Consider the following 25,069-nt stretch of genomic DNA (forward strand, 5'->3'; position numbering starts at 1 on the left):
TATATACGGTTTCCCTTTTTGGTTCTATTTCTAAATTTATTTCATAACTACTGTTTGATTTAGTTCTTCTTTTTTGGGCTTAAACGCAGATAATGATAAAAGGACAACGGAAATTACACCAATCCAAATAATAATACTCAATGGATGACTCATCGATAATTCTTTATTAAAATAGAAAATTTCTCTTAATCCTTCAGCACCAAATCGCATTGGGACCCATGAGTAAATCCAGTCTTTTGAAAAGGTTGGTAAAAGCTCTTTTGGCATTCCGATTAAAGAACCCGAGAAGAAAAAGATTAGGGCAAAGATCCCTACTCCACCAAAGCCAATCCAAGACATGACAGCAGAAATTAGGATATGGAAACAGAAATAAGTAATCGTTAAATATAACGCAACGTCCAAAAAGTTTGGAAGAGTAAAGCCGATCCACTTTGCCATTAAAGTTACACCAAAACCGATTAGGAAGGATAGGACTACTCCTAATAGTAATTGTTCAAAAATAACTTTTAATTTACTAATTGAATTTGATGTTTCTGTTTTCTTTTTCGCTAAAAAGACGATTACGGCACCAATTAAACTAGACATCCAAAGTGGTGTGATTAAACTTACTGGTGCATTTCCATTTGCTGTATGTGTTCCAATTGCATTTACATTGTCAACCTTCGTTATGATTGGATTTGCTAATACTTCAGCTTGATTAACTGAAATTGAGCTCACGTTTTTCTTTAACTCATTGAAAATTTCAGTATGAATAGTTAAGTTAAGATTTTCTACTAAATGAGTCAGCATTTGACTAGCCATTGTAGATCCATTTGCATTTTTACCTTGATTAACTAAAATTTTAATTGTAATAGGTGATGGATTTACTGTTTTTAATGAAGCCTGATTTTTACTTAAATCATTTGGAAGAATAAGAGCAGCATAGTATTTTTGGTCATTTAATCCTTGGCGCACTTTTTCTTCACTTGATACTTGAATCCACTTAATAGCTGGTTTTTCACCATTTTTCGTTTTAGATAGCGCATTTATTTTTGTGACCATCATATCACCTATATTAACATTCCCTTTTGAAGGAACCTGGATTCCTTGATCTCCGTTTACAATTGCAATCGGAATATTTTTAGGTGTTGGGTTAACGGACGATGCCAATGTTAGACTGAAAATAATTGCAACAAGTAACACTAGTATAGGAGCTAATATAGCTTGTTTTTGTTTAAATAAGTTCATTTCAATAACCTCCTAATTCTTTTAATAAAATCACTGAACAACGTGTTGACTATTATTATGTGAAGATATTACAATGAGTTTTAATAAATCACAATAAGCAAATCATATAAATGTGTTCATTGCTAAACACATTTAATAAATTTGTTTAGTAAGAACTTAAATTCAAAAGGGATGGTTTTAAAGTGACTCAATCATTGAGAGAATTAAAAGTTGCAAAAACTAAGAAATTAATAAAAGAGACGTTATTAGATTTAATAGAAGAAAAAGGATTCGAAGCTATTTCAGTTAGAGATATTACGTTAAAAGCAGGATTAAATCGAGGTACATTTTATCTACACTACAGAGATAAATATGATTTAATGGAAAAAAGTCAAAATGAAATATTGGAAGGATTACAGGATCGACTTATATTTATAAGGCCTAAAGAAATGAATGAGTTTTATTCAAATGATATAGTCTATCCACCTATTCTTAATGTATATCATTATTTAAAAGAAAATCAAAGATTTATAAAAATTTTAATCAGTACAAAAGGTGATCCAGCTTTTCCAAAGAAAATGAAGGAACATATTAAAGAGACGATTTATGAAAAACTAGTGGATTTATTAGAAGAAGAATACATGATTGAAATTCCACATGAATACACAACTGCATTTATTTCATCGGCATTCTTTGGTCTTTTGGATCAATGGCTAGAAAAAGAAGAACCGATTACCCCTGAAGAAATGGCAATCATGCATATGAAGCTTTTGAAGTTTATGAAGAAATTTGTTAGTCAAATTGCTAAATAATATATACCAGTAAAAAAGATGTCTAAGATTTGGTTTGAGACATCTTTTTACCTAATAATATTAAGATCTTGTTTCTGATATTGCAGTTCTTACCTTTTCAAATGATGTTTTAGCTTTGTGAGAGTTTAAAATCATTAAGTTTACGTATAATGCATCAATAATACTTAATTGCGCAATTCTTGAAGCAAGTGCTTCTGGTCGATATTCTGTTTCTTCAGAAGAGGTATAAAGCGAGACATCCACATTTTGACTTAAAGGTGATTTTGGAAAACCTGTAATTCCAATTGTTTTGGTACCGTTTTCATTTAATACTTGCAAGATACGAAGGATGTCTTTATTTGAGCCTGAGTGTGAGATAACGATTGCCACATCTTCCTTTGTCAATTGAGAAGCTGACATCAATTGAAAGTGAGAGTCTGTGTAAGAGTTCGCTTTTATTCCTGTACGAATAAATTTATGGAAGGCATCCATCGCAATAACAGATGAGCCACCTACACCATATAATTCAACTTTATTTGCTTTTAATATAAGATTTACTGCTTTTTTAATTGATGCACCATCTAAAATTTGGGCAGTATTTTCAAGTGTTCGAATATTAGATTGAAATATTTTATTTGCTATTGTTATTTCATCATCTTTTTCGTTAATTTCCTCGTGGATTTGCTGAATCGGCGTCATAATTTCAGTTGCTAATGCAATTTTAAGCGCTTGGTATCCTTTAAATCCAATCCTTTTACAAAATCTAAAAACAGTTGCATCAGCAACGTTTAAGTCTTCAGCTACTTCTGTAATCGTACTGTGAATAATATGTTTTGGGTTTTGTAATATATAATCAGCGATTTTTTTTTCTTTATCACTTAATCGCGCATAATAAGAACGAATTTTACCTAAGCTGTTCGTTTGTTCCATATTCTTTACACCTTTCCTCAGGAAATTGATTTTTAGAATAAATAAATTTTTAATATAGTATTAAATTGAAATTATTTGTATTTTAAAGATTTAGAAAAGCATTATTATTTGCTTAATATTATTATATAGGAAAAAAGAGTTTTTTTTAATAATAATATGAAAACCCTTTCTTGTGAAAATTATTTCGTATATTATCATTTTTGTCAAAAAAATTTTTTTCACACATGTTTAGTATAGCAAATTTTCAAAATAAGTGGGTTAAGTGATGAAAAAGAGTCAATAAAGGAATTTTATTTATGGTTTAATTAAAGAAGCTGAAAATTAACATAGTAGATTGAATAGGTCTTTGGAAATGAATAAAAAATAATAAATTAGTCTTTAAGATAGGATTTGATTTTCGAATCCTATCTTTTTTTTAGTTAAATTGTATTGAGTTTGAAAGGGGATTTCCTAGTATTAGGTAAAAATCATTAATTGTTTTTTCCTTAAAAGGATATTAAAATTTAGTAAAGAATAGTTAGATAAATATGTTTATAGAGATAGAGGAGGGTGCATATGATTGAGGGGGAAATCATAAAGTTTTATCGTGAAAAAATGGGGTTAACTCAAGCTATGCTTGGAGAAGGTATATGTACAACTACTCATGTAAGTAAAATTGAAAGAGGTAAGACGGCTTACTCACCTGATATTATTGCTTTATTTTCAGATCGTTTAGGAATCAATATTAATCAAGAAGTGCAATCTTTTTATAATTTAGAGAAAAAATTACATCTATGGCATGATGCATTAATCATGAAAAAAGAAGCTCAAATAGAAGAATGTAAAGCAGAACTTGAACAAATGCCCTTTATTGACTATTCACAATATGCAGCCCACTATAATTTATTAAGAGCAAGGTATTATTTTCATTATCAAAATTTAGATATGGTTAAGCAAATACTTACATATGTGAAAAAAGAATTTAGTGATTTATCTCCTTACGAGAAAAATTTATTCTATCATCTTCAAGGTATGTACTATATATCGAACTATACTAGCCTAAGTAATGAAGACCATCAAAAGGCAATTAAAGTATTAAAGATGATTAATATTGATGAGTATCGAAATGAAGAATATTATCACCATCTAGCAATTGCCTATCATTTTGGAAGTTCAAAAATCTTAGCGTATAAATATGCCGAAATGGCACTTAAGTTCTTTCAGAAGACTAACAACTATTTATTCGCAATTAGTTCCGAAAGCCTTATGCTATTGCAGTACGGTAGTGAATTAGAAATGAATTTTAGTGAAGTTGTAGAGCGCTATAAAGATTTGATTCATAACTGTGAAGTATTAGGAGATCGCGAACGAAAGGCCATTTTATTGAATAATCTCGGAGTGAAATACTTTAAGCGGGAAGAGTATGAAACTGCATTGTATTATTTTGAGGAAAGTATTAATGAAACCGAAAATAAAAAATCAATCAATTATTTAAGACGTTTGTGCAATTATTTAGAGACATGTACGGAAGGCACACTACTCGAAAAAGAGATACTTCTTAGTGTGATGAAAAGAGCATTAGCATTAGCAAAAATGTTAAAAAGCCCAGTACATATTACATTGATTAAACTATTTAAGCTTAAGGCTGAGGGGGCCCGTGAAAAATTTTATCAATATCTATCGGATGAGGCACTCCCATTCTTTTATTCTACTAATAATAAATTTTATATCGAACAGTTTGGTAAGAAATTATATAAATACTATATAGAAATCAAAGAGTATCAAAAAGCTGCCGAGTTATATGAGTCAATTGAACATACATTTGTAAGCATGTAAAAAACATGAGGGTGTCCCAAAACTCTAACTTTATATGGGTACCCTTTTTTTGGTGAACTGCAAATAAAATCTGAGAATCGCAATTAAAATTAGTAAAACTGCAATTAAAATTAGAGAATCGTAATTAAAATTGCCAAAACTGCAATTAAAACCAAGAAAATCGCAAATAAAGTTAATAATTACCCATACAGGATGGGGTATTAAGAACCCGATGATGTATAATAGTAGATCATTTTTAAATGGAAAAATAGCTAATGTAACCTAATTCTTACTGTATCGAATAAACTCTTCTTAAAAGAGAGAGGTATCTCAATTACAAATGAAAATTACTGCCAGAGATACCCCACTACTTTGATTAACATGGCTAAGAACTTTAAAAATAATTGTTCCAGAAGCGTTTAGGAGGCATCCCGTGTCAGTAAGCTGACATTTGAGATGGCTCCATTTTTTTGTCTTTTTAGAAATTTATTTCATTGTAATTGGCCAATAAATTAATAGATTGAATTGAAATTGCATGAAATTGGTTTATTCAGAAGGGGAATTATGTTGTAATTTGTCGATTTACTTAAAGAGTTTTTGGTAAACGTTGATAAATCAAGGTTTGTTATAACCCAATTGCTTAAATATAGAAAATTCTCAATAATATAATTAATAGAAAAAAACGACAAATGTCATTCTATTTTGTTGATAACTAGAAGAAGTTGTCAAAAAAACTTAATTCTAGTAATTAACGTAAAAGGCAAACTAAGAAGAAAAATGAACTGGAGGAAGAAAAATGGGGGAAAAGAGAGAAAAAAGTAAAGTTCTAAAAAGTTTTACTGTTTTAGCTTTATCATCTAGTTTTATTTTAGGTTCTCTTGGACAAGTAACAAATGTATCAAATGCAGCAAGTCCAAGTAAGGTAGAAGATATTTTGGCAAATTTAAGTTCAGAACAAAGAGCAGCTCTTAAGCAGCTTTCTACTAGTGAAGAATCTGGGCTACAAGTTTCCTCAGATATTAATTTGGACTCTACTGAACAAACGAATGTCATTGTAGAGTTTGCCAATAAACCAGTTAAGGTCGCTCAAATTGAGGCGAGTGTTGAAGGGAAAACAATAACAACAACTGATGCACAAAAATTAATTGATCAAGACCATGCTACTTTTACAAAAGATATAGGGGAAGTTTTAACAAATACAAAAAGTAAAAAGGTAGATTATAAAATTAATCGTTCATTTAAACATGCATTCAATGGTGTTTCGATAACACTACCAGCAAATCAAATTAAGAATCTATTAAAATCAAAAGCAGTAAAAACAGTTTGGAGTAATGAGAAATTCTCAATTGATCCGCCCGCAAAAAATCAAGAAAACGAACAATTAAAAGCAGACGAGTTTAATGTTGCAAACTATTCACCTTATGATCAGCTAGATCGTCTACATGCAGAAGGCTATACAGGTAAAGGAATTAAAATTGGTATTTTAGATACAGGTATGGATTATAACCATCCAGATTTAAAAAACGCATATAAAGGCGGATATGATTTTGTCGATAATGATAATGATCCGATGGAAACAACATATGAGGATTGGAAGAAATCAGGACAACCGGAAGTAAACGGTTCTACTTATTATACTGAACATGGTACACATGTTGCAGGAATTATCGGTGGGCGTGGAGTAGCTGATAGTGAGTATTCATCTGTTGGTGCTGCACCAGAAGCAGATCTTTATTCTTATCGTGTATTAGGTCCATATGGTAGCGGAACAAGTGAAGGAATTATTGCAGGAATTGATAGAGCAGTGAAAGATGGCATGGATGTTATTAACATGTCACTTGGAGCATCATTAAATGATCCACTTTATGCTACTTCTATCGCTGTAAACAACGCAGTATTAAGTGGGGTAACGACAGTTGTTGCAGCTGGCAATGATGGAGACAAAATGTATACATTAGGTTCGCCAGGATCAGCTGCATTAGCTTTAACAGTTGGTGCCTCATCTGTTGCAATTGATATATATCAATATGCCGGAGTACTCAATGGTAAAAATTACAATCTAAGACAATTAACGAAAAACTATAAAGATGATTTATCAGCTTTAAAAGAGAAATCGGTTCAACTAGTCGATGTAGGACTTGGAGATCCAGCTGGTTATAAAAATAAAGATGTAAAAGGAAAATTTGTATTCATGAACCGAGGAGTTTATACATTAGACTCTAAAGTTGCATATGCCAAAGCTCAAGGTGCTGTGGGTGTTATCATGGCTAACGATGAAGCAAACAAGGCAGAGGGAGCAATTCAGACATTCCTTGGTGAATCAATGAATGCGATCCCTTCATTCTCAGTTTCATTTGAAGAGGGTTCAGTAATTTCTGCAGCATTAAAAGATGGAAAATCAGAGTTCACATTTGGTGATTTCAAGAAAATCCAAACAGTATCTGATGAATTAGCAGGGTTTAGTTCAAGAGGTCCTTCACGAATCAATTATGATATCAAACCGGAAGTCACAGCACCAGGAGTATCAATACTAGCAACCGTTCCATTTTATGTAAATGATAAAAACGTTGACGGCTCAAAACCTGAAGATTATAAATATGCTTATGCACGACTATCAGGTACTTCAATGGCTACTCCTTATGTTGCTGGTGTATCAGCATTATTACTTCAATCAAATAAAGATCTCGAGCCAGCAGATGTAAAATCTATTTTAATGAATACAGCTGATCCATTAGCAAAGGATTATAGTGTATTTGAGATAGGAAGCGGTCGAGTTGATGCATATGAAGCAATCCATTCAAATGTAGAATTCCAAGTAGTAGATCAAACACCGACAATCATTAATGGAAAACAAAAAACAATCAAAGAATTAACCGGTGGATTTAGTTTTGGTTCAATTGGATTTGATAACAAAGATATTACAGAATCTCGCAATGTTACATTGAAAAATAGAAGTGAAAAAGCGAAAACATTTAATGTAAATGTAAAATTCCAAACGGGCACTAGAGGGTCTTTAGATGCGGCTAAAAATAATGTAACATTAACTGGTCCTACTTCAGTAAAGTTAAATGGAGTTAGTTCTAAATCAATCAAGTTTAGCCTAAACATTCCAAAAACAGCTGAAAAAGGCACATATGAAGGGTATATTGTATTTACAAATAATGCAGATCCTACTGAAGAATACCAAATTCCATTTGGTGGACGTGTTGTTAATGAAGGAATCGATTTCTTTAAAGCTGACCCATTGTTTTCAACTGATACAAGCTGGCCAGCAAATTCATTTCCATTTCTTGGGTTTGAATTCTCATTAAAATCTCACATGAAGACATTGGATGTTCTTTTATCTGATCCAAAGACAGGTGAAGATCTAGGTTTAGTTGGATCATTTACACCAATCACTTTAAATGATAATCAGTCGTATTTTATTGGAAGAGGATTTAATTCGATTTACTATCCATTTACAGGAGATTCGAAAAATCCAATTAGCAATGAACCAAGCTTTGCGCAACCAGGTCATTATCAATTAAAGATGGTTGGAACAAATGAAAATGGAAAAACGTTCACAAAAGTTTCTGATTTCATTTACGATTTAGCCCCACCAACTATGACGTCTAATTTTGACTCTTTAGACCAAAAGGTAATTGAATATAATGATAAACAGTTTGATTCAAATGGAGAATTTTTATACGACTTTAATATTAATCTAAATGACCCTGAAACAGATCAAGCAAATAAATTAGGTTTAGATGTAGATCAATCAAGCAACTCAGTTGTTTCGTTTTATAATAGTCCATTTCCTGCAAATCCAATTAAAACAGATAAAAATGGAAACTATAGTGACCAAATTCTAGTGAGAAAACAATCTGCACCATTGGAAGTTTCGTTCTATGGTATTGATGCAGCAAAAAACTTTACTGCTAACGCAACTAATAAGTTAAGCGTCGCATTTGTGGATCGAAATTTACCGTACTACTATTTAAAAGCAGATAAAAACCTTCTTAAGACTGGTGAAGCTGTAAATTACACTGTTCGTTCGAACAATGTGAAAAATTTAAAGACAACTAAAATTACAATGAGAAATTATAATTATGCTTCAATTGAGAATGTAGTTGTAAATGATGCAGTTAAAAAGTATGGTGAAGCAGAGGTTAGTGTAAATACTACACCAACGAGTCATACATTTACATTTACATATTTTGGAGATAAAGCATTACCGGAAGATTTACCATTATTTAATTTTGACCTTAAAACAGATAACAAGTATCTTAATGAAAGTCCTTACTGGTTTGATATGAATGCAACAACAATAGATCAAGCAAATGTTGAGACAAAAGATATCTACACTTATATGGAAAGATATAAAATAAAGCCAACTGTTTCGAGAATAAGAGGTGTATTACAAGTTGAAGGTGGCTTAGATCCGGTTACAGGTGGAACGAATTATGCAATTGATCTAAGTAAAGCCAATGCAAAAGTAACAGTTGCTTCGTACGATGGAAAAACAGTTACTCAAGCACCAATTACAGACAAATATGGTTCATATGATGTTGATGGGATAAAAGCTGATAAAAATGCCTATACATTAACAGTGGATGTACCTGGGCACTTTACGATGAACCAACGAGTTGTTTTATCATATGAAATTCGTGGAGAAACTGTGGGTAAATTGTATAAATATAGTTTAGCAACTGCTGCAGCTGGAGATGTTAATAAAGATGATGTAATCGATGTTTTAGATGCATTAGCTGTACAAACTTATTGGGGTACTAATAAAGCTACAGCAGACTTTAACTTTGATAAAGTAGTAGATAAAAAGGATATGGACTTTGTTGTTCGAAACTTTGGATTACAAAATCCTACTGTTGATAATGCGCCAAAACCAAAAACTACTTATAAAGGTGCAACTTTAGATAGTATTTTAAAAGAGTTAGGTTTAGACAAATAATAAAAGATTTAGATTAGGGAAGCCAGTTATTCTGGCTTCCCTTTTTAAGGTTGTAGAAAGAAGTTGTGAAGTGCAAATAAAATAGTCAAAACTTCAATTAAAAAAGCGAAATCTGCAATTAAAATAATCAAATCTGCAAATAAAATCGGTGGAACTGCAATAAAGCCATTCATATTAAATAAATTGAGTGAAATAGCATGGATCAGTAAAAAGATAAATTGCCCATAAACAGAAGTAAAGTCCAAAGAAACAATCGAAAAGCACAAACTGAGAAGTCAAAATAGCCTCGCGTAGACTGCCCCTAAAACGTTCACTTTCTTCTTTGCTCATTACCTTTTAAAGCAAACTCCCCCATCACTCTGTAGTTACTTTTCATCAAAAAAATGTGTTGATTATTGACTATTTTAATGAAAAGCAGACTTAATAAATGATGAATTAAAAATATTCTAAAATAGTTTTATCGTGTTCAATAAGTAAAAAAAGCTATCATTTCGGGGTTTATTTAGAACTATTAAAGTTTAATTAAAAATAGTAAGCGTTTTCAAAGGGCTGGCTAATTCTTTTAAAATGATAGAAAAATTGGGTTATTTCGATTGTTTTTCACGGGTGAATTCAGAGGAATTTTGTCGAATGTAGAGAGGAAGAATTTAAAACTTTGGTAAATTAGGGGAGGGATAACCCAATTGACCGAAAATTGGAAAAAAATGATAATAAATGTAGAAAGTAAATTTGATGTAAAGAGGTATGTATGAAGATAAAAAGTAGCTTACTATTTTATAAATCATAGAACTTCATTGAATTTTACTTTAGATAAATAAAAGCCAGGAGGAAGAAGAATGGGGAAAAGAGTAAAGAAAAGTAAGTTTGTATCAGGCTTTACCGTATTAGCTCTATCATCTAGTGTTGTTGTTGCACCGATTGCACATGTAACAAATGTTTCAAAGGCAGCAGGGAAAACGAAGACAGAAACAATACTTGCAAATTTAACTTCCCAGCAACGAGCTGCTTTAAAACAAATTTCAACGAATGAATCGACAGGGCTTCAAATCTCATCAGACATAGATCAAACAACTACAAAACAAACCTCAGTTATTGTAGAGTTTGCAAATAAACCTGCTAAGGTGGCTAAAATTGAGGCGCAAGTTGAAGGTAAATCATTAACAGAGACACAAGCAGGGAAATTAGTTGATCAAGATCATGCTACTTTTACTGCAGATGTGGGACAAGTTCTTAAAGATGAAAATAATAAAAAGGTAGATTATAAAATTAAACATTCATATAAAAATGCCTTTAATGGTGTTTCAATGAGTCTACCGGCAAATCAAATTAAAAATCTATTAAAATCAAAAGCAGTTAAAACTGTTTGGAGTAACGAGAAGTTCTCTATTGACCCTCCAAAGGAATCAGATAAGAACAGCGAGTTAAAAGCAGACGAGTCTAAAGTAGCAAACTATACGCCATATGACGGCTTGGATAAGCTACATGCTGAAGGCTATACTGGAAAGGGCATTAAAGTTGGTATTCTTGATACAGGTATCGATTACAACCACCCAGATTTAAAAGACGCTTTCAAAGGTGGATATGATTTTGTAGATAATGATAATGATCCAATGGAGACTACATATGCTGATTGGGTAAAAGCTGGTAAACCAGGATCTGCAAATGGAGCTGATTATTATACTGAGCATGGTACTCACGTAGCAGGTATCATTGGTGGACGTGGTGCTTCAGATAGTGAATACAAACAGGTGGGTGCAGCACCAGAAGCTGATATTTATTCATATCGTGTACTTGGACCTGGTGGGGTTGGAACAAGCGAAGCTATTATCGCTGGTCTTGATAAAGCAGTAAAAGATGGCATGGATGTTATTAATATGTCATTAGGTGCGTCGTTAAATGATCCACTTTATGCAACTTCTATCGCGGTTAACAATGCTGTATTAAGTGGTGTAACGACTGTCGTAGCTGCAGGAAATGATGGAGACAAAATGGACACATTAGGTTCACCGGGAGCGGCTGCATTAGCATTAACTGTCGGAGCTTCATCTGTTGCAATTGATCTTTATCAATTTAACGGAACACAGGATGGAAACAAATACAACTTTAGACAATTAGCTCAAAACTACTCCGATAATTTAACGACATTAAAAGGTAAAACCTATCAACTTGTTGATGTAGGTTTAGCAAATCCATCTGATTTTACAGGAAAAGATTTAAAAGGCAAGATTGCTTACATTCAACGTGGAACGATTGCTTTAATTGATAAAATTAAAAATGCAAAAGCAGCTGGCGCTGTAGGTGTATTAATGGCTAATAATATTGATAACCAAAGTGAAGGAGCAATCCAAGCATTTTTAGGTGAGTCGGTCGATGCTATTCCTTCATTCTCAGTATCATATGAAGAGGGATTAAAAATCACAGCAGCGGTTAAAGCAGGTAGAAATGAAGTTTCTTTTGGTGATTATACTAAGCTACAAACAGCTTCAGATGAATTAGCGACGTTTAGTTCAAGGGGACCATCACGTGTAAACTATGATATCAAGCCAGAAGTGACTGCTCCGGGTGTTTCGATTCTTTCAAGTGTACCATTTTATGTAAATAATAAAACAGGCGATGGATCAAAGCCTGAAGATTATAAGTATGCATATGAGCGTATGTCTGGAACATCAATGGCAACACCATATGTAGCAGGTGTATCTGCCCTATTACTTCAATCAAATAAAGACTTACAACCAGAAGATATAAAATCAATCTTAATGAATACTGCTGATCCATTATCAAAAGCTTATAGTGTATTTGAAGTAGGTAGTGGACGTGTAGATGCATATGAAGCAATTCATTCAAATGTAGAATTAGAAGTGGTTGATAAAACACCAACGATCGTAAACGGCAAAGAAAAATTAATTAATGAGTTAACCGGTGGGATGAGCTTTGGTTCATACAGATTTGATAATAATGATATTGCAGATTCTCGTAGTGTTACTTTAAAGAATCGTAGTGAAAAAACAAAAACATTTAGTGTTGACGTGAAATATCAAACTGGATTAAGAGGATCTAAGGATGCAGCTTCGAATAATGTTACACTTTCAGGACCTACATCAGTGAAGTTAAATGGAATTAGTTCAAAATCAATTAAGTTTAATTTAAACATTCCAAAAACTGCTGAAAGAGGAACTTATGAAGGGTATGTTACATTCACGAATACTCAGGATCCAACTGAGCAATATCAAATTCCGTTTGGTGTTCGTGTAGTTGAAGAGGGGATCCAATCATTTAATTTAATCAATCCACTTTATTCAAATAAAATTACGAATCCAACTTATGCGTACCCATTTATTGATGGAAGTGTTTCTATAAAAACACATATGAAATCATTAGATGTTGTCGTACAGGATCCAACAACTGGTCAAGATTTAGGTATTATTGGTTCATTTAATACTTCAGTAATAAAAGAAGGTGTCGTTTACAATATCGGTAGACTTGTTGGCGGATATTACTTCCCATTTACTGGAGATGCTAAAAACCCAATTAGCAGTAAATATGAATTAATTAAACCAGGACATTACAAATTAAGACTAGTTGGTGTGAGTGAAAGTGGAAAAACATTTGCTGAAGCTAGAGACTTTATGCTGGAATATGCTGTTCCTAATATGACTTCAAGCTTTGACAAGTTAGATCAAAAGGTTATCGAGTATAGTGATAGTCAACTAGACAAAAATGGACAAATGTTATATGACTTCAACATTAACGTAAATGATCCAGAAATTGAAGAAGCGAAAAAATACGGTATTAAAGCTGTTCAATCAGATAACACAATTGTTTATACTTATAATTCTTTCTTCCCATCATTACCTATTAACGTAGATAAAAATGGGGATTATACGGATCAAATTTTAGTTGATAGTAAATATTCTGTATTACCATTAACATTCTATGGAATGGATGCAGCGCTAAATCCAACTGCTCAAATTAGAATTTCTTTTGTAAAAAATACAACTCCGTATTATTACTTAAAAGCGAATAAGCAAAATATTGTACCTGGTGATACAGTAAACTACTCAGTTAAAGCAAATAATATTAGTAACTTAAAAACTACTAAATTAACGCTTCAATTGAATAATAATCAAGGAATCATTGACAATATTCTAGTAAATGATGAAGTTAAAAAATATGGGGATGCACAAGTTACAGTAAAAACATCTCCTACTACTTGGGATTATATTACGCAATATGACTTTACTTTTACTTACTCAGGTTCTGCTAAGTTACCTGAAGACACTCAATTATTTAATTTCGATATTAAAACATTAGATAAATCATTTACAACAGGTTCAGCAATCAACTTCTCAGGTAACGGTACATCTACAATTGATACATCAAATGTTGAAACGAAAAATGTCTACACTTATATTGAAGGTTACAATGTAAAACCAACAGTTTCAAAACTGTCAGGTACACTTCAAGTAGAAGGTGCAAAAAATCCTTTAACAGGTGAAACAAACTATGCGATCGATCAAAGTAAATTAGGTGCGAAAATTACATTAACATCTTATGATGGTAAAACTGTTTTACAAGCACCAATCACATCAAAACAAGGTGATTATGCATTCGATGGTGTGAAATTAGACAGTAAACCTTATACATTATCAGTTGATGTACCAGGTCACTTTACAATGAATCAAACAATGGATAATTTATTTGATAATATCCGTGGTGATTTAATCGGTAAGCAATTGCGCTATTTATTGGATGTGGCTCCTGCTGGTGATGCAAATAAAGATGATGTAATCGACGTACTCGATGCATTAGCTGTACAAACTTACTGGGGTACAAACAAAGCATCTGCTGACTTCAATTTTGATAAAGTAGTTGATGCAAAAGATATGGATTATGTAGTTAAGAACTTTGGATTACAAAATTCAACAGTTCCAAATCCTCCTCAAGCTAAAAAATCATTTAAAGGTGCTACATTAGATAGTATCTTAACAGAGTTAGGATTAAACAAGTAATAAAGAGTAAAAGATTTTATAAGAATTTTAAGCAGCCTTCTCCGGATTAGTTTATAGGAGAAGGCTTTTTATTTTAGTTCATTGGTAAATTTATACATAATAAAATTCACTTCAGGTTAATTTAAAGAAATAAAGGATTTGTAGGGAGACTTTTTATGAATAAAAAGTTTATATATTCAACTCATATTTATATCTTGATTATTATGTCTACCGGATTTATGTTGCATGTGTTTATCGTTCCAGGTATTTTGACATCTACTCATAGAGATTCATGGGTAACGGTTGTTGCTAGTATTCTCCCTTTCGTGATTTGGACAACTTTAGTTTTTTATTTGTATAAAAAGCTTAAAAATGAAGATATTTTATCTGTGATGTTTAAAGTATTGTATAAACCGATAGCGTACATACTATCCACCATCTTTGTTGCCTACTTTTTATTATCAGCTTTTGTTACCTTTCGATTTACCCTTATTTGGGCAAATACAAATTATACCCAAGATATTCCGGATATTATTGTAGCGTTTCTAATTTTAATGATCTGCTTTTATGCAGCATTTAAAGGGATTCGTACTATTGGTACGATTGCATTTTTGATTTTACCACCAGTTGTTCTGTTTGGTTTTTTAGTCGGTATAGGGAACGATAAGAACAAAAATTATAGTTTACTATTTCCTATTTTCGAAAAAGGATATCATGATTTTTTTCATGGTTTCATATATACTTGCTCAGGATTTTTTGAAATCATTTTCATATTATTTTTAAATTCCTTTTTAAAAGATAAAGTAAAAGTAAAATGGTTAATGATCGTAAGTTTTATATTATTAATGTTAATCCTAGGGCCACTGACAGGAGCGATTATGGAGTTTGGACCTGTTGAGGCAGAAAAAATGAGAAATCCAGTTTATGAACAATGGAAACTTCTAACGTTAGGAATGAATATTACTAGATTGGATTTTTTATCAATTTTTCAGTGGTTGTCAGGTGCATTTATTCGGATCAGTTTAAATCTATATATTGTAAATTACATCATCAATTATAGTGGAAGAAAAAAGTGGAGTTTACCAGTATTGTCCCTTTTTTTATTAGTAGCAGTAATGATTCCCTGGAATGCATCGTCATTTTATAACTTTTTACAATACTACTATTTTCCAATAAATTTAATCTTTTTATTGTGTACCATGCTAATATTTTTAGTTATTTTAAAATTAAAAGGTGATTCAGCATGACTAAAGATTCGACAACTTTAGAAAACCTTAATTTATTAAAATTTATGGAGTCTTTTAATCATTCATCGGATATAGATTTCCGAACGAAATCATATAAGGAAGGAGAAGACTCGCATTTTGTCATTATAATGTTTTGTCCAAATTTGATTGACACTCAATTTAGTAATCAAATCATTAATGATATCTTTAATGTGATTAAGAAAGAAGAGAAATTCAATTTTGAGTTATTAAGTAACTTAGTCGAGACTAAAAGGTTGAAAGAAATATCAAATATTAAAAAGGAAGTTGAAGAAAATTTATTTTCTGGAGATTTAGTCATATTTAGTTCGTATTTAAATGATGTATTCTTTATACAAGTAGCGAATCCACCAAAACGAAATCCAGAAGAATCTAATTTAGAAAATTCAATTCGTGGCCCAAGAGATGGATTTGTAGAAAATATTTCCGATAATATGGCATTAATTCGTCAAAGACTTAAGACCTCAACATTAAAAAGTGTCGAATTTACAATCGGTGAACGAAGTCGAACGAAAGTTCTATTAGTTTATATGGAAGATATTATTAATCCTTCGATTCTATCTGATGCAAAGCAACGACTAAACTCAATAAAAAAAGACGTAATTGTAAGTAGCTATGAAATTGAGGAGGCACTATATGATCAACCATTTTCAATTTTTCCACTAATAGATAATATAGGTAGACCCGATTTCGTTGTACAATCAATAAATCAAGGAAGATTTGCCATAATTGTTGATGGTAATCCAACATGTTTATTAGGACCAACCAATTTAAATCAACTTGTTTATTCACCTGAAGATATACATGCGAGCTTTTATTATATTAACGTAGTTAGATATCTTAGAATTATTGCTATTGCAACAACCATTTTCCTACCGGGATTTTATATTGCATTAGTGACATTTCATATAGATCAAATACCTTATCAATTACTTGCCACGATTGGTATGGCTAGGAATGGACTACCATTTTCAGCACCATTAGAAGCCTGTTTAATGCTAGCATTTTTTGAATTATTTAAAGAAGCTGGGATACGCTTGCCGAAAGCAGTAGGACAAACTGTATCTGTTTTAGGGGGACTATTCATTGGTGATGCCGCGATACGCGCAGGATTAACATCACCTTCTATGCTTGTCGTAATAGCTTTAACTGTTATTTCAGGCTATACATTAATTAATCAAAATATATCAGGAAATATTGTAATCCTACGCTTTTTTGTTTTATTTTTATCGTCTATTTTAGGGTTGATTGGCTTTTTTACTGGCTTTTTTCTAATTAGTACGATGATTGTTTCGTTAGAAAGCTTTGGTCAACCGTATATAACTTTATTATCAGTTCCGAAACTATCTGACTTCTTAAATGTAGTTTTTAAGTTGCCTCAAAAGTATAAGAAGACAAGACATCAAGCTCTCAATCCAATTGATAAAGACCGTCAAAAGGAGTGATGTATAGGATGAAAAAATTACTAATCATCATACAGATGGTCTTTTATTTATTCACTTTAACAGGATGCTGGGGAGAGCGAACGATTATTGATCAAACTTTGGTGACGAGTTTTGGAATTGACTATAAGGACAATCAGTATATTGTAACAATTCAAGCGCTTAACTTTTCGAATATAGCGAAGCAAGAAAGCGGGGCATTACAAGTACCTGCTCCTCCATTAATCGGTCAAGCAACAGGGAAAAGTATACAGTCAGCATTTACTAAATTGGAATCAAAATCACCAATACCTTTATATTTTGGTCATGTTAACAGTGTCATCTTAAGTAAATCGGTAATAGAAAAAAAAATGAAAGATGTCAATTCATTTATTAGCGGAAGACCGTTATTAAGATACACAATGTGGTTCTATGGTACCGAGTTGGAAATTAAAGAAATCTTGTTAAGTCAAAGTTTTTTTAATTTACCCTTTTTATATACAGTAGTGAATAACCCTGCTGAAAAGAGCAGAGGTAGCCTAATTCTTTTAAGTATGCAATTTCATAACTTTATTTCAAGATATACTCAGCCAGTAGGAACAGTATTGATACCATCACTAGATATTGAAGATAAGAATTTTAATGAGCAAAAAGAGGATAAGATAGCCTATATTAATGGCGCATATGTAATCTCGCAGCAAAAATATAAAGGTCAAGTAAAATTAAAAGATATAAAATCACTGGATTATTTGCAGCAAAAAAATTATAATTTGCCACTAATACTAGAAAAAGATAAATTGAATATAGAAATTAGAAGCTCAAATGGTTCAGTTAAAGTCATAAAAGGTGGTAAGAAGCCAAAGTATATTATAAATATAAAAACAAATGTAGCTATTGTACAGAACGAGAATAATTTAAGTAGAAAGAAAATTGCTTCTAAAATCAGAAATAAAATGAAAACAGAAATTATAAAGACAATGAAAAAAGGAGAAGAGCTTCATGCCGATCTCTTAAATATTTCGGAAAAGCCTTATCGATTTAATCGAAAAGAATGGGATTTAAAGGCCTTGAATGATGTTGATACTAATTCGATAAAAGATATAAAAGTAAATGTGCATATTATAGGAAGTAAAGTTTATAAAAGATGAAAGTTGTTTTGAATTGAGAAGAGCGAAAAGGAAGGTTAATTTTTATTAAAGAGACCTTCTTTTTTATGCTCATTTTTATTAAAAATGAATTATGATAGAAATGAACTGAATAAAAGGAGTAGGATTATGAATGAAAGAGTAAAAGATAATTGGTTTCCAGGTCGTTGGTTAGGTGGGACCTCTCTAATATTAGGGCCAATTTTTATGCTTACAGGTGTCATTTTAAGAAGTAGATTTCATTTCTTCTTTCCGGATCAACTTGAAGCATACAAAGCTCATCCAACTTTACTATTTTTATCTTATAGTTTCTTTATTGCTGGGAATGTCTTATTGTGGCCAGCAGTTATCTCACTTTGTAGATTAATCAGTATAAAAAAGCCAAATTGGGCAGTATGGGGAGGAAGTTTTGCGATATTTGGCCTTTTTGCTCGTACTTTTCATGCAGGAATTGATCATCTAGCTTTTCAGCTTGTACGAATTCAAGGTGTTGATTCTACAACAAAAGTAATGGCGCAATCTTACGGAGCGTTTCATATATTCCATAGCCTATCCCCATTAATTATGTTTGGTTGGATTATTTTAGCCATTGGTTCATATCGAGCTAGAGTAATGGGGGTAATTCGCTCTATAATGTTAGGACTTATGAGTTCACTACCACTAGGCGTACTAAAAGGTACAACTCCATTTTCAATTGTAGCTACATTGGCACTTTGCATTGCACTTGTACCACTTGGGTTAAGAGTTTTAAAAGATGGTTCGAGACCTAGTATGAAGAAAATAATTGGTTCAGTTATATTAATAATCATTTTGTTAGTTGGTTTATTTGTACTTGGAGAGTTAGGATAATTAGGACAAGATATTGCGGTCCTTTAATTAGGTAAATTATTTTATACGTGGAGGTGAAGGCGTTGATTCTAATTATTGGTGGGGCTCGTAGTGGAAAGAGTTCCTATGCAGAAAGACGAATAAAGGAGTTACAAACAACCGCAAATGATGTAGTTTATATTGCTACAGCAATCCCGTTTGATGGAGATATGAATACAAGAATTAAAAGACATCAAGATGATCGTCCGAACAATTGGCATACCATTGAGCGCTATAAACATTTTAATCAACTAAAAACGCATGAAGAATTTATACAATCGAAGTATGTATTATTAGATTGTATGACAGTTATGGTGACAAATTTAATGTTTGATCATTATACTGATGTTGATTTTGAAACGATTAATAATGAGCAAATAAACAAGCTAGAGTTAGATATAGAAGTTGTAGTGAACGAGTTGATTGACATGTGTGAGCAGCATAGTAAGACATTAATAATTGTAACGAACGAGGTAGGATATGGGCTAGTTCCATCTTATCGATTAGGCAGGATTTTTAGAGATATTGCTGGGCGTATAAATCAAAAAATTGCTGCAAGAGCAGAAGAAGTTATACTCGTTACAGCTGGTATACCATTAAGAATAAAGTAGGAGTACCAATATGAATCGATTTAAAATGATCCTCAGTTTTTTTTCAACCATCCCGGTTAAAAATTACGATTTTATTGAAGCCGAACTAGGAAAAGGAATTAGATTGGTTCCATTAGTAGGTGTGTTATTTGGTTTAATACTTGTTAGTTTGAATACTGGAATTTCATTAGTCTTGGACAAAGAAGCCAATGCATTTCTTATTCTATTAGTCTATTTATTCTTAACAGGTGGATTACATTTTGATGGAGTAGCTGACACGTCAGATGGAATTTTTAGTTATCGTTCAAAAGAAAGAATACTAGAAATTATGAAAGATAGTCGCATTGGCGCATTTGGGGTCATTTCCTTAATTGTTTTATTTTTAGGAGATTGGTTATTTTTATCAAATAGTACTACATTTGTTATTTTTTTATTTCCGATTATTGGAAGATGCATTGCCTTATTTACATGCAGAATAAGTACGTATGCTAGAAATGAAGGATTTGGAAGTCAATTTATAATCGAAGCCAAAAAATCTAATTCATTATTTGTTCTAATTGCATACGTGTTACTTATTTGTGTAAGTAGTGTATTAATGAATGAAATAGCTATTATTTTTGCGGTATGTATCACGTTTATTTTTATTACATTTGTAACGAAAAGAATCAATCAAAAACTTGATGGAATTACAGGAGATGTAATTGGATTTACAATTGAAGTTTCCCAATTATGCTTTTTAATTTTTGCTGCTATAGGTGAGAGATTAGTATGAGAATATTTTTAATTAGACATACAGAAAGCATTGGAAATAGAAAAAAGGTTTATGCAGGAATGACTGATTTTGATTTAACAGAAAAAGGCCTAAGTCAAATAGGTAGTGTGATAACCCAGTTTACGATAATGATTGAGCCTACTTCACGCTATACTTTGTATTCTAGTCCACTTCGTAGATGCACGTTATTAAGTGATGCGATAGAAGATTTAATAGGAGAATCGAAAATAGTTGATCATCGGTTACAAGAGACAAATTTTGGGCTATTTGAAGGAAAAACATATACTGATCTTTTAATTGAAGTGCCTGAAGTTGTAGAAAAGTGGAATGAAGATTTGATTCATTTTCAAATTCCGAATGGGGAAAGCTTAAAGCAGTGTGCAGAAAGAGTTAATACATTTTGTCATGACATTAGATCAAAAAACGAAGATGTAATAGTAGTATCACATGGAGGAATTATGAAGCTACTACTCTTAAATTTACTTCATTTAGATTTAAGTCATTTCTGGAAATTTTATACTAGTAATGGATGTATTATTGAAATTGAGTATAAAGACGGTTTTGGATTTTTAAAAAATATCATTCAACTAAATTAAGAGGATGGAGAAACTTGAACACAAAAAAAATTGTTTTACTTTCATTATTTATCGCATTAAGTGCAGTACTGTCTAATATAAAAATAGTTTATTCTATTGCATTTGATTCATTGCCGGCTTTTCTGGCTGCTATGATGATTTCACCGATTGCCGGCGGGATTGTAGGGGCACTAGGTCATCTTCTTACAGCAATTACTTCGGGTTTTCCTTTTACAGTACCAGTGCATCTATTTATCGCAATACAAATGTTTGTGATTGTTTGGATTTTTGGCGTATTATTTAAAAAAATGAATCAATACATAGCGATGGTCGTTGCAATTATTTTAAATGGTCCAGTGGCAACTTTATTAAGCGGTCTATTAATTGCTTATTTGAATCACTCGTTTACAGTAAAGACTGTTAGTAGTTTTTTTATCTTAATGGTTGTGCCATTGACTTTAGCTTCAGCGGCCAATATTGTTTTAGCATTTATACTTCAAAAGGTGATGAAACGTGCAAATTTCAAAATATAGAGATTTAACTTTAATGCATATAGATAAGAATCGTTATTTTACAATTGCTTGTGATAGCTGCGGTGGAATAGGGATGAGTGAGCTTGATTTCATAAAAGTTGATGAAGAAATTGTAGGTTATTTAACAGCCAAATTATGTTTAGTTGAAACATTAGCATTTCGAGCTAAGCCTACTGTTTTAATTAATACTTTATGTGTAGAAATGAATGGAAGAGGTAAGCGAATAATAAACGGGATTGAAAAAGCAATTAAAGAATATAATGAAGCTAATTTTTATGAAGACAACTTAGAAATAAATATTACTGGAAGTACAGAAGAAAATATTCCAACAAAACAAACAGGTTTAGGAATTACTTTAATGGGAGAAATTTATAATCCATATATTAGAAAAGAAATCATTTCAGGGGACCGTGTAATATTAATTGGTTATCCAAAAGTAGGAAATGAAGTATTAGAGGATTTAAATGAAAATAAAAACGAGATTATTAATTTTAATTCATTAAAGCAATTAACTAATAGCGAAGATGTCTCAGATCTATTACCAATCGGTTCAAAAGGCGTTCAATATGAATTGAATCAGTTGATGGAAACAAATAATATCGAAATAAAATTAGTAAATCAATCTAGTATCCCATTACATAAATCGGCAGGTCCCGCGACATGTGCTCTAGCAATTATTAAAAAGGATGCGATTGAGAGATTAAAAAGGCAAATCTTACAGCCAATCACATTACTAGGTGAGATCGTTTAATGAATCGATTGAAATAAAAATATGGAGAAATAATATGGCAGAAGCTTTAAAAGATTTATATAACTACGATTTAATTTCAAAAATTGCAAACGAGATCAGTATTGTCTATACAGACTTTAATCGTGAAACATTTATGAATAAGGTTTTCAATGAAAGTTGGGAAGAAAAAACATTAAAGGAAAGAATGAGACATATTACGATTTGTTTGGGAGAGACACTTCCAAACAAATATGAAAAATCAATAGAGATTTTAAGGAGTATATTAGAGAACTTTCCAAAAGGCCAATTAAGTAGTATTTTTTTTCCTGATTTTGTTGAAGTGTATGGCTTAGAACATTGGGAAAAATCAATAGAAGCCCTAGAATTATTCACAAAGCACTCAACATCAGAATTTGCTGTTAGACCGTTCATTGTACAAGACCAAGAACGAATGATGACACAAATGCTAAAATGGTCTACTCATCCAGATGAACATGTAAGAAGACTTGCAAGTGAAGGATGCCGTCCAAAATTACCATGGGGAATGGTTCTAAAAAGTCTAAGAAAAGACCCAACTCCAATTCTTCCTATCCTAGAAAACTTAAAGGCAGACGAGTCATTATATGTTCGAAAAAGTGTAGCGAATAATTTAAACGATATTTCGAAAAATCACCCAACTCTAGTATTAAAAATTGCGAAAGAATGGTACGGTAAAAATCCACATACCAATTGGATTATAAAGCACGCATGTAGAACCCTATTAAAAAAAGGTAATATAGAAGCTTTAACGATTTTTGGATTTCAAACGACAAAAGCAATTCATATAGACCAATTCCAATTACTATCAGACAAGATCGAAATTGGTGGAGATTTAAACTTTTCATTTACCATTCATAGTAACGAACCAACCACCACAAAACTTAGAATCGAATTCGCAATTGATTATGTAAAGTCAAAAGGTAACCGTACAAGAAAAATCTTTAAAATATCCGAAAATACAATTGAAAATGAAAAAACATTATCATACAACAAGAAACACTCATTCAAAAACTTATCAACAAGAAAACACTACCCAGGCCAACATAGCATCACAATACTGATCAATGGAGTGGAAAGTGGAACTTATGACTTTACGGTAAACTAAATAAGAGATTCAAATTTTTTTGGAATCTCTCAGACTGTTGACAAACGCTCGCTTTCTTCGTTGCTTCGCCTGTCTGCGGTGCTCATTACCGTCAAAGGTAACTCCGCTCCTCACCAGGCTTCGCGCCTCGAAAGACAAGCGCTTGCAATCAGTCTGAAATTCACTATGAGATTCAGATTTTTTGGAATCTCTCTATGTTTTTTAAAACTCAGTTTTCTTTCCCTCTATCACTTAACCCTGTCTCTTGTGCATCATCACATCTTCAGTTAGTGGAGTAAAGCCAAGTTTTTCTTGTAACACACTTTTAGGAATTTGTGATTTAGTGATTGTAACTACTGTAACTTTTCGATTGATGTTTTCATTATGGATGATCGACATTATATCATAAAAATAAGGTATAGCTGTTTCAGTATAAGCAACAGCTAATATTTCTGAATACCCAGTATCTGGTCGTATTGTCATACCAAAATAGGCAATGACTTGATTTTCTAGCTTACATTCAACTGCATAATCAAATTCAATTGAGCTATAATACTCATTCATCATGGCAACTTGTTCGTTAGTAAGAATTTGTTGCTTCATCTTTAAATCTTTCCAAACATTAAATTGAAATTGATCTTTTATCTCGTACGAAAATCCAGGAATACTTTGGATTGTTTTTATAAGAAGTGGATAATACGCACCAACTATTTGAGTACGATTGGTAATGTTGAAGCCTTTTGATAAGAAATAGTCTATTTGTTTTGACCACTGTCCTCTAAATCGCTGTGCAAATAATTTTCCACCGTATTCCTCACTAACAGCAAATTGATAAACTCTTTCAAACAATTCATCTCGCACAGTATCCTCATATTCTGGCAATACCCATGGATAACCTAATGAAACAAACTCTCCTTTACCAGAGAAACTCATATAACCTATAAGTTGATCACCGTCAAAAGCAAAGCATCTAGATTTTTCATTAAACTCAGATTGTTGTTCAAATAATTTTGGAGATAAAGTTGCTTTCCAAGCATATGGTAGAGATTCGGTCATCTTATTCCAAAAATCAAACTGCAAATCAAGATCTGTTGGACTCTCATAAAAACGATAATCTATAGTCATATCAAAATCCTTTCCTAAATCGTACTAATTTTAATAGTATCAAATTCATTTGGATTTGAATCTTCAAGAATAGCTAATTTTACTAAAAAAAACCAGTAACATCTAAATAGGGCCAATTAAATAAATATCACATTAATTAAAGTATGATTATATAGTCATTCTGTTGCCTATAAAAAGAGCATTGAGCAAGAAGTTTAATTAGAGTCTGTACAGGGGCTCTTTTTTTGTTTCACTTTTTTATTATTGAAGAATGGTCGTTTTTAATAAAT

At 31.8% G+C, this 25,069-nt stretch carries 17 protein-coding genes; 14 read left to right on the forward strand and 3 right to left on the reverse strand.

The window, feature by feature from the left end:
• Positions 1 to 36: 36 nt before the first annotated feature.
• A complete protein-coding gene (locus COI44_RS06650; RefSeq protein ID WP_098427214.1) occupies positions 37 to 1,227 on the reverse strand; it encodes a YhgE/Pip domain-containing protein in 1,191 nt (396 codons plus the stop codon).
• Positions 1,228 to 1,409: 182 nt separating this feature from the next.
• Between COI44_RS06650 and COI44_RS06655 the strand changes: the two genes are divergently transcribed.
• Positions 1,410 to 2,018 (forward strand): TetR/AcrR family transcriptional regulator, encoded by a 609-nt coding sequence (locus COI44_RS06655; protein WP_098427215.1) that lies wholly within the window; start codon positions 1,410 to 1,412, stop codon positions 2,016 to 2,018.
• A 60-nt stretch (positions 2,019 to 2,078) separates the two neighbouring features.
• Here the strand turns inward: COI44_RS06655 and COI44_RS06660 are convergent, their stop codons facing one another.
• Positions 2,079 to 2,927 (reverse strand): MurR/RpiR family transcriptional regulator, encoded by an 849-nt coding sequence (locus tag COI44_RS06660; protein ID WP_025672344.1) that lies wholly within the window; start codon positions 2,925 to 2,927, stop codon positions 2,079 to 2,081.
• 555 nt (positions 2,928 to 3,482) lie between these two features.
• Between COI44_RS06660 and COI44_RS06665 the strand changes: the two genes are divergently transcribed.
• The 13 genes from COI44_RS06665 to COI44_RS06730 all read left to right on the forward strand — a co-directional run bounded on the left by COI44_RS06665 (position 3,483) and on the right by COI44_RS06730 (position 23,696).
• The gene (locus COI44_RS06665) at positions 3,483 to 4,742 is read left to right on the forward strand and encodes a helix-turn-helix domain-containing protein (RefSeq protein WP_098427216.1); all 1,260 of its coding nucleotides are present in this window, start codon (positions 3,483 to 3,485) and stop codon (positions 4,740 to 4,742) included.
• A gap of 775 nt (positions 4,743 to 5,517) precedes the next feature.
• Positions 5,518 to 9,666, forward strand: coding sequence for a S8 family serine peptidase (locus tag COI44_RS06670; protein ID WP_098427217.1), 4,149 nt, complete (start codon positions 5,518 to 5,520; stop codon positions 9,664 to 9,666).
• Between the two features lie 836 nt (positions 9,667 to 10,502).
• Positions 10,503 to 14,675 carry a S8 family serine peptidase gene (locus COI44_RS06680; protein WP_098427219.1) on the forward strand — a complete coding sequence of 1,391 codons (4,173 nt, stop codon included), beginning with the start codon at positions 10,503 to 10,505 and terminating at the stop codon, positions 14,673 to 14,675.
• A gap of 155 nt (positions 14,676 to 14,830) precedes the next feature.
• Positions 14,831 to 15,901, forward strand: coding sequence for a GerAB/ArcD/ProY family transporter (locus COI44_RS06685; protein WP_098427220.1), 1,071 nt, complete (start codon positions 14,831 to 14,833; stop codon positions 15,899 to 15,901).
• Positions 15,898 to 17,364: a spore germination protein gene (locus COI44_RS06690; RefSeq protein ID WP_098427221.1), complete on the forward strand. Its 1,467-nt coding sequence runs from the start codon at positions 15,898 to 15,900 to the stop codon at positions 17,362 to 17,364. Before COI44_RS06685 ends, COI44_RS06690 begins: the two co-directional genes overlap by 4 nt.
• Before the next feature lie 8 nt (positions 17,365 to 17,372).
• A complete protein-coding gene (locus COI44_RS06695; RefSeq protein WP_179887030.1) occupies positions 17,373 to 18,488 on the forward strand; it encodes a Ger(x)C family spore germination protein in 1,116 nt (371 codons plus the stop codon).
• Positions 18,489 to 18,614: 126 nt separating this feature from the next.
• Positions 18,615 to 19,334 (forward strand): hypothetical protein, encoded by a 720-nt coding sequence (locus COI44_RS06700; RefSeq protein ID WP_286163796.1) that lies wholly within the window; start codon positions 18,615 to 18,617, stop codon positions 19,332 to 19,334.
• A gap of 62 nt (positions 19,335 to 19,396) precedes the next feature.
• Positions 19,397 to 19,963, forward strand: coding sequence for a bifunctional adenosylcobinamide kinase/adenosylcobinamide-phosphate guanylyltransferase (cobU, locus tag COI44_RS06705; RefSeq protein WP_218926911.1), 567 nt, complete (start codon positions 19,397 to 19,399; stop codon positions 19,961 to 19,963).
• 10 nt (positions 19,964 to 19,973) lie between these two features.
• On the forward strand, positions 19,974 to 20,714 hold the full coding sequence (cobS, locus tag COI44_RS06710) for an adenosylcobinamide-GDP ribazoletransferase (RefSeq protein WP_098427223.1): 741 nt from the start codon (positions 19,974 to 19,976) through the stop codon (positions 20,712 to 20,714).
• Positions 20,711 to 21,310 (forward strand): histidine phosphatase family protein, encoded by a 600-nt coding sequence (locus tag COI44_RS06715; RefSeq protein WP_098427224.1) that lies wholly within the window; start codon positions 20,711 to 20,713, stop codon positions 21,308 to 21,310. Before cobS ends, COI44_RS06715 begins: the two co-directional genes overlap by 4 nt.
• Positions 21,311 to 21,324: 14 nt before the next feature.
• Entirely contained in the window at positions 21,325 to 21,822 is a 498-nt protein-coding gene (locus COI44_RS06720; protein WP_179887032.1) for an ECF transporter S component, read from the forward strand.
• On the forward strand, positions 21,803 to 22,573 hold the full coding sequence (locus COI44_RS06725; protein WP_098427226.1) for a hypothetical protein: 771 nt from the start codon (positions 21,803 to 21,805) through the stop codon (positions 22,571 to 22,573). The genes COI44_RS06720 and COI44_RS06725 overlap by 20 nt, the downstream gene beginning before the upstream one ends.
• Positions 22,574 to 22,607: 34 nt before the next feature.
• On the forward strand, positions 22,608 to 23,696 hold the full coding sequence (locus COI44_RS06730; RefSeq protein ID WP_098427227.1) for a DNA alkylation repair protein: 1,089 nt from the start codon (positions 22,608 to 22,610) through the stop codon (positions 23,694 to 23,696).
• Positions 23,697 to 23,927: 231 nt separating this feature from the next.
• Here COI44_RS06730 and COI44_RS06735 read toward each other — a convergent pair whose 3' ends face one another.
• Positions 23,928 to 24,800 carry a hypothetical protein gene (locus tag COI44_RS06735; RefSeq protein ID WP_098427228.1) on the reverse strand — a complete coding sequence of 291 codons (873 nt, stop codon included), beginning with the start codon at positions 24,798 to 24,800 and terminating at the stop codon, positions 23,928 to 23,930.
• Positions 24,801 to 25,069: the final 269 nt, after the last annotated feature.

This window comes from Bacillus sp. AFS088145, from assembly GCF_002564465.1.
GTDB lineage: Bacteria > Bacillota > Bacilli > Bacillales > Bacillaceae_G > Gottfriedia.

Bases quoted from the DNA above. Each gene is read 5' to 3' on its own strand.
- COI44_RS06650 (WP_098427214.1), bottom strand. From the start codon at position 1,227: ATGAACTTATTTAAACAAAAACAAGCTATATTAGCTCCTATACTAGTG.
- COI44_RS06660 (WP_025672344.1), bottom strand. From the start codon at position 2,927: ATGGAACAAACGAACAGCTTAGGTAAAATTCGTTCTTATTATGCGCGA.
- COI44_RS06665 (WP_098427216.1), top strand. From the start codon at position 3,483: ATGATTGAGGGGGAAATCATAAAGTTTTATCGTGAAAAAATGGGGTTA.
- COI44_RS06670 (WP_098427217.1), top strand. From the start codon at position 5,518: ATGGGGGAAAAGAGAGAAAAAAGTAAAGTTCTAAAAAGTTTTACTGTT.
- COI44_RS06680 (WP_098427219.1), top strand. From the start codon at position 10,503: ATGGGGAAAAGAGTAAAGAAAAGTAAGTTTGTATCAGGCTTTACCGTA.
- COI44_RS06685 (WP_098427220.1), top strand. From the start codon at position 14,831: ATGAATAAAAAGTTTATATATTCAACTCATATTTATATCTTGATTATT.
- COI44_RS06690 (WP_098427221.1), top strand. From the start codon at position 15,898: ATGACTAAAGATTCGACAACTTTAGAAAACCTTAATTTATTAAAATTT.
- COI44_RS06695 (WP_179887030.1), top strand. From the start codon at position 17,373: ATGAAAAAATTACTAATCATCATACAGATGGTCTTTTATTTATTCACT.
- COI44_RS06700 (WP_286163796.1), top strand. From the start codon at position 18,615: ATGAATGAAAGAGTAAAAGATAATTGGTTTCCAGGTCGTTGGTTAGGT.
- cobS (WP_098427223.1), top strand. From the start codon at position 19,974: ATGAATCGATTTAAAATGATCCTCAGTTTTTTTTCAACCATCCCGGTT.
- COI44_RS06715 (WP_098427224.1), top strand. From the start codon at position 20,711: ATGAGAATATTTTTAATTAGACATACAGAAAGCATTGGAAATAGAAAA.
- COI44_RS06730 (WP_098427227.1), top strand. From the start codon at position 22,608: ATGGCAGAAGCTTTAAAAGATTTATATAACTACGATTTAATTTCAAAA.
- COI44_RS06735 (WP_098427228.1), bottom strand. From the start codon at position 24,800: ATGACTATAGATTATCGTTTTTATGAGAGTCCAACAGATCTTGATTTG.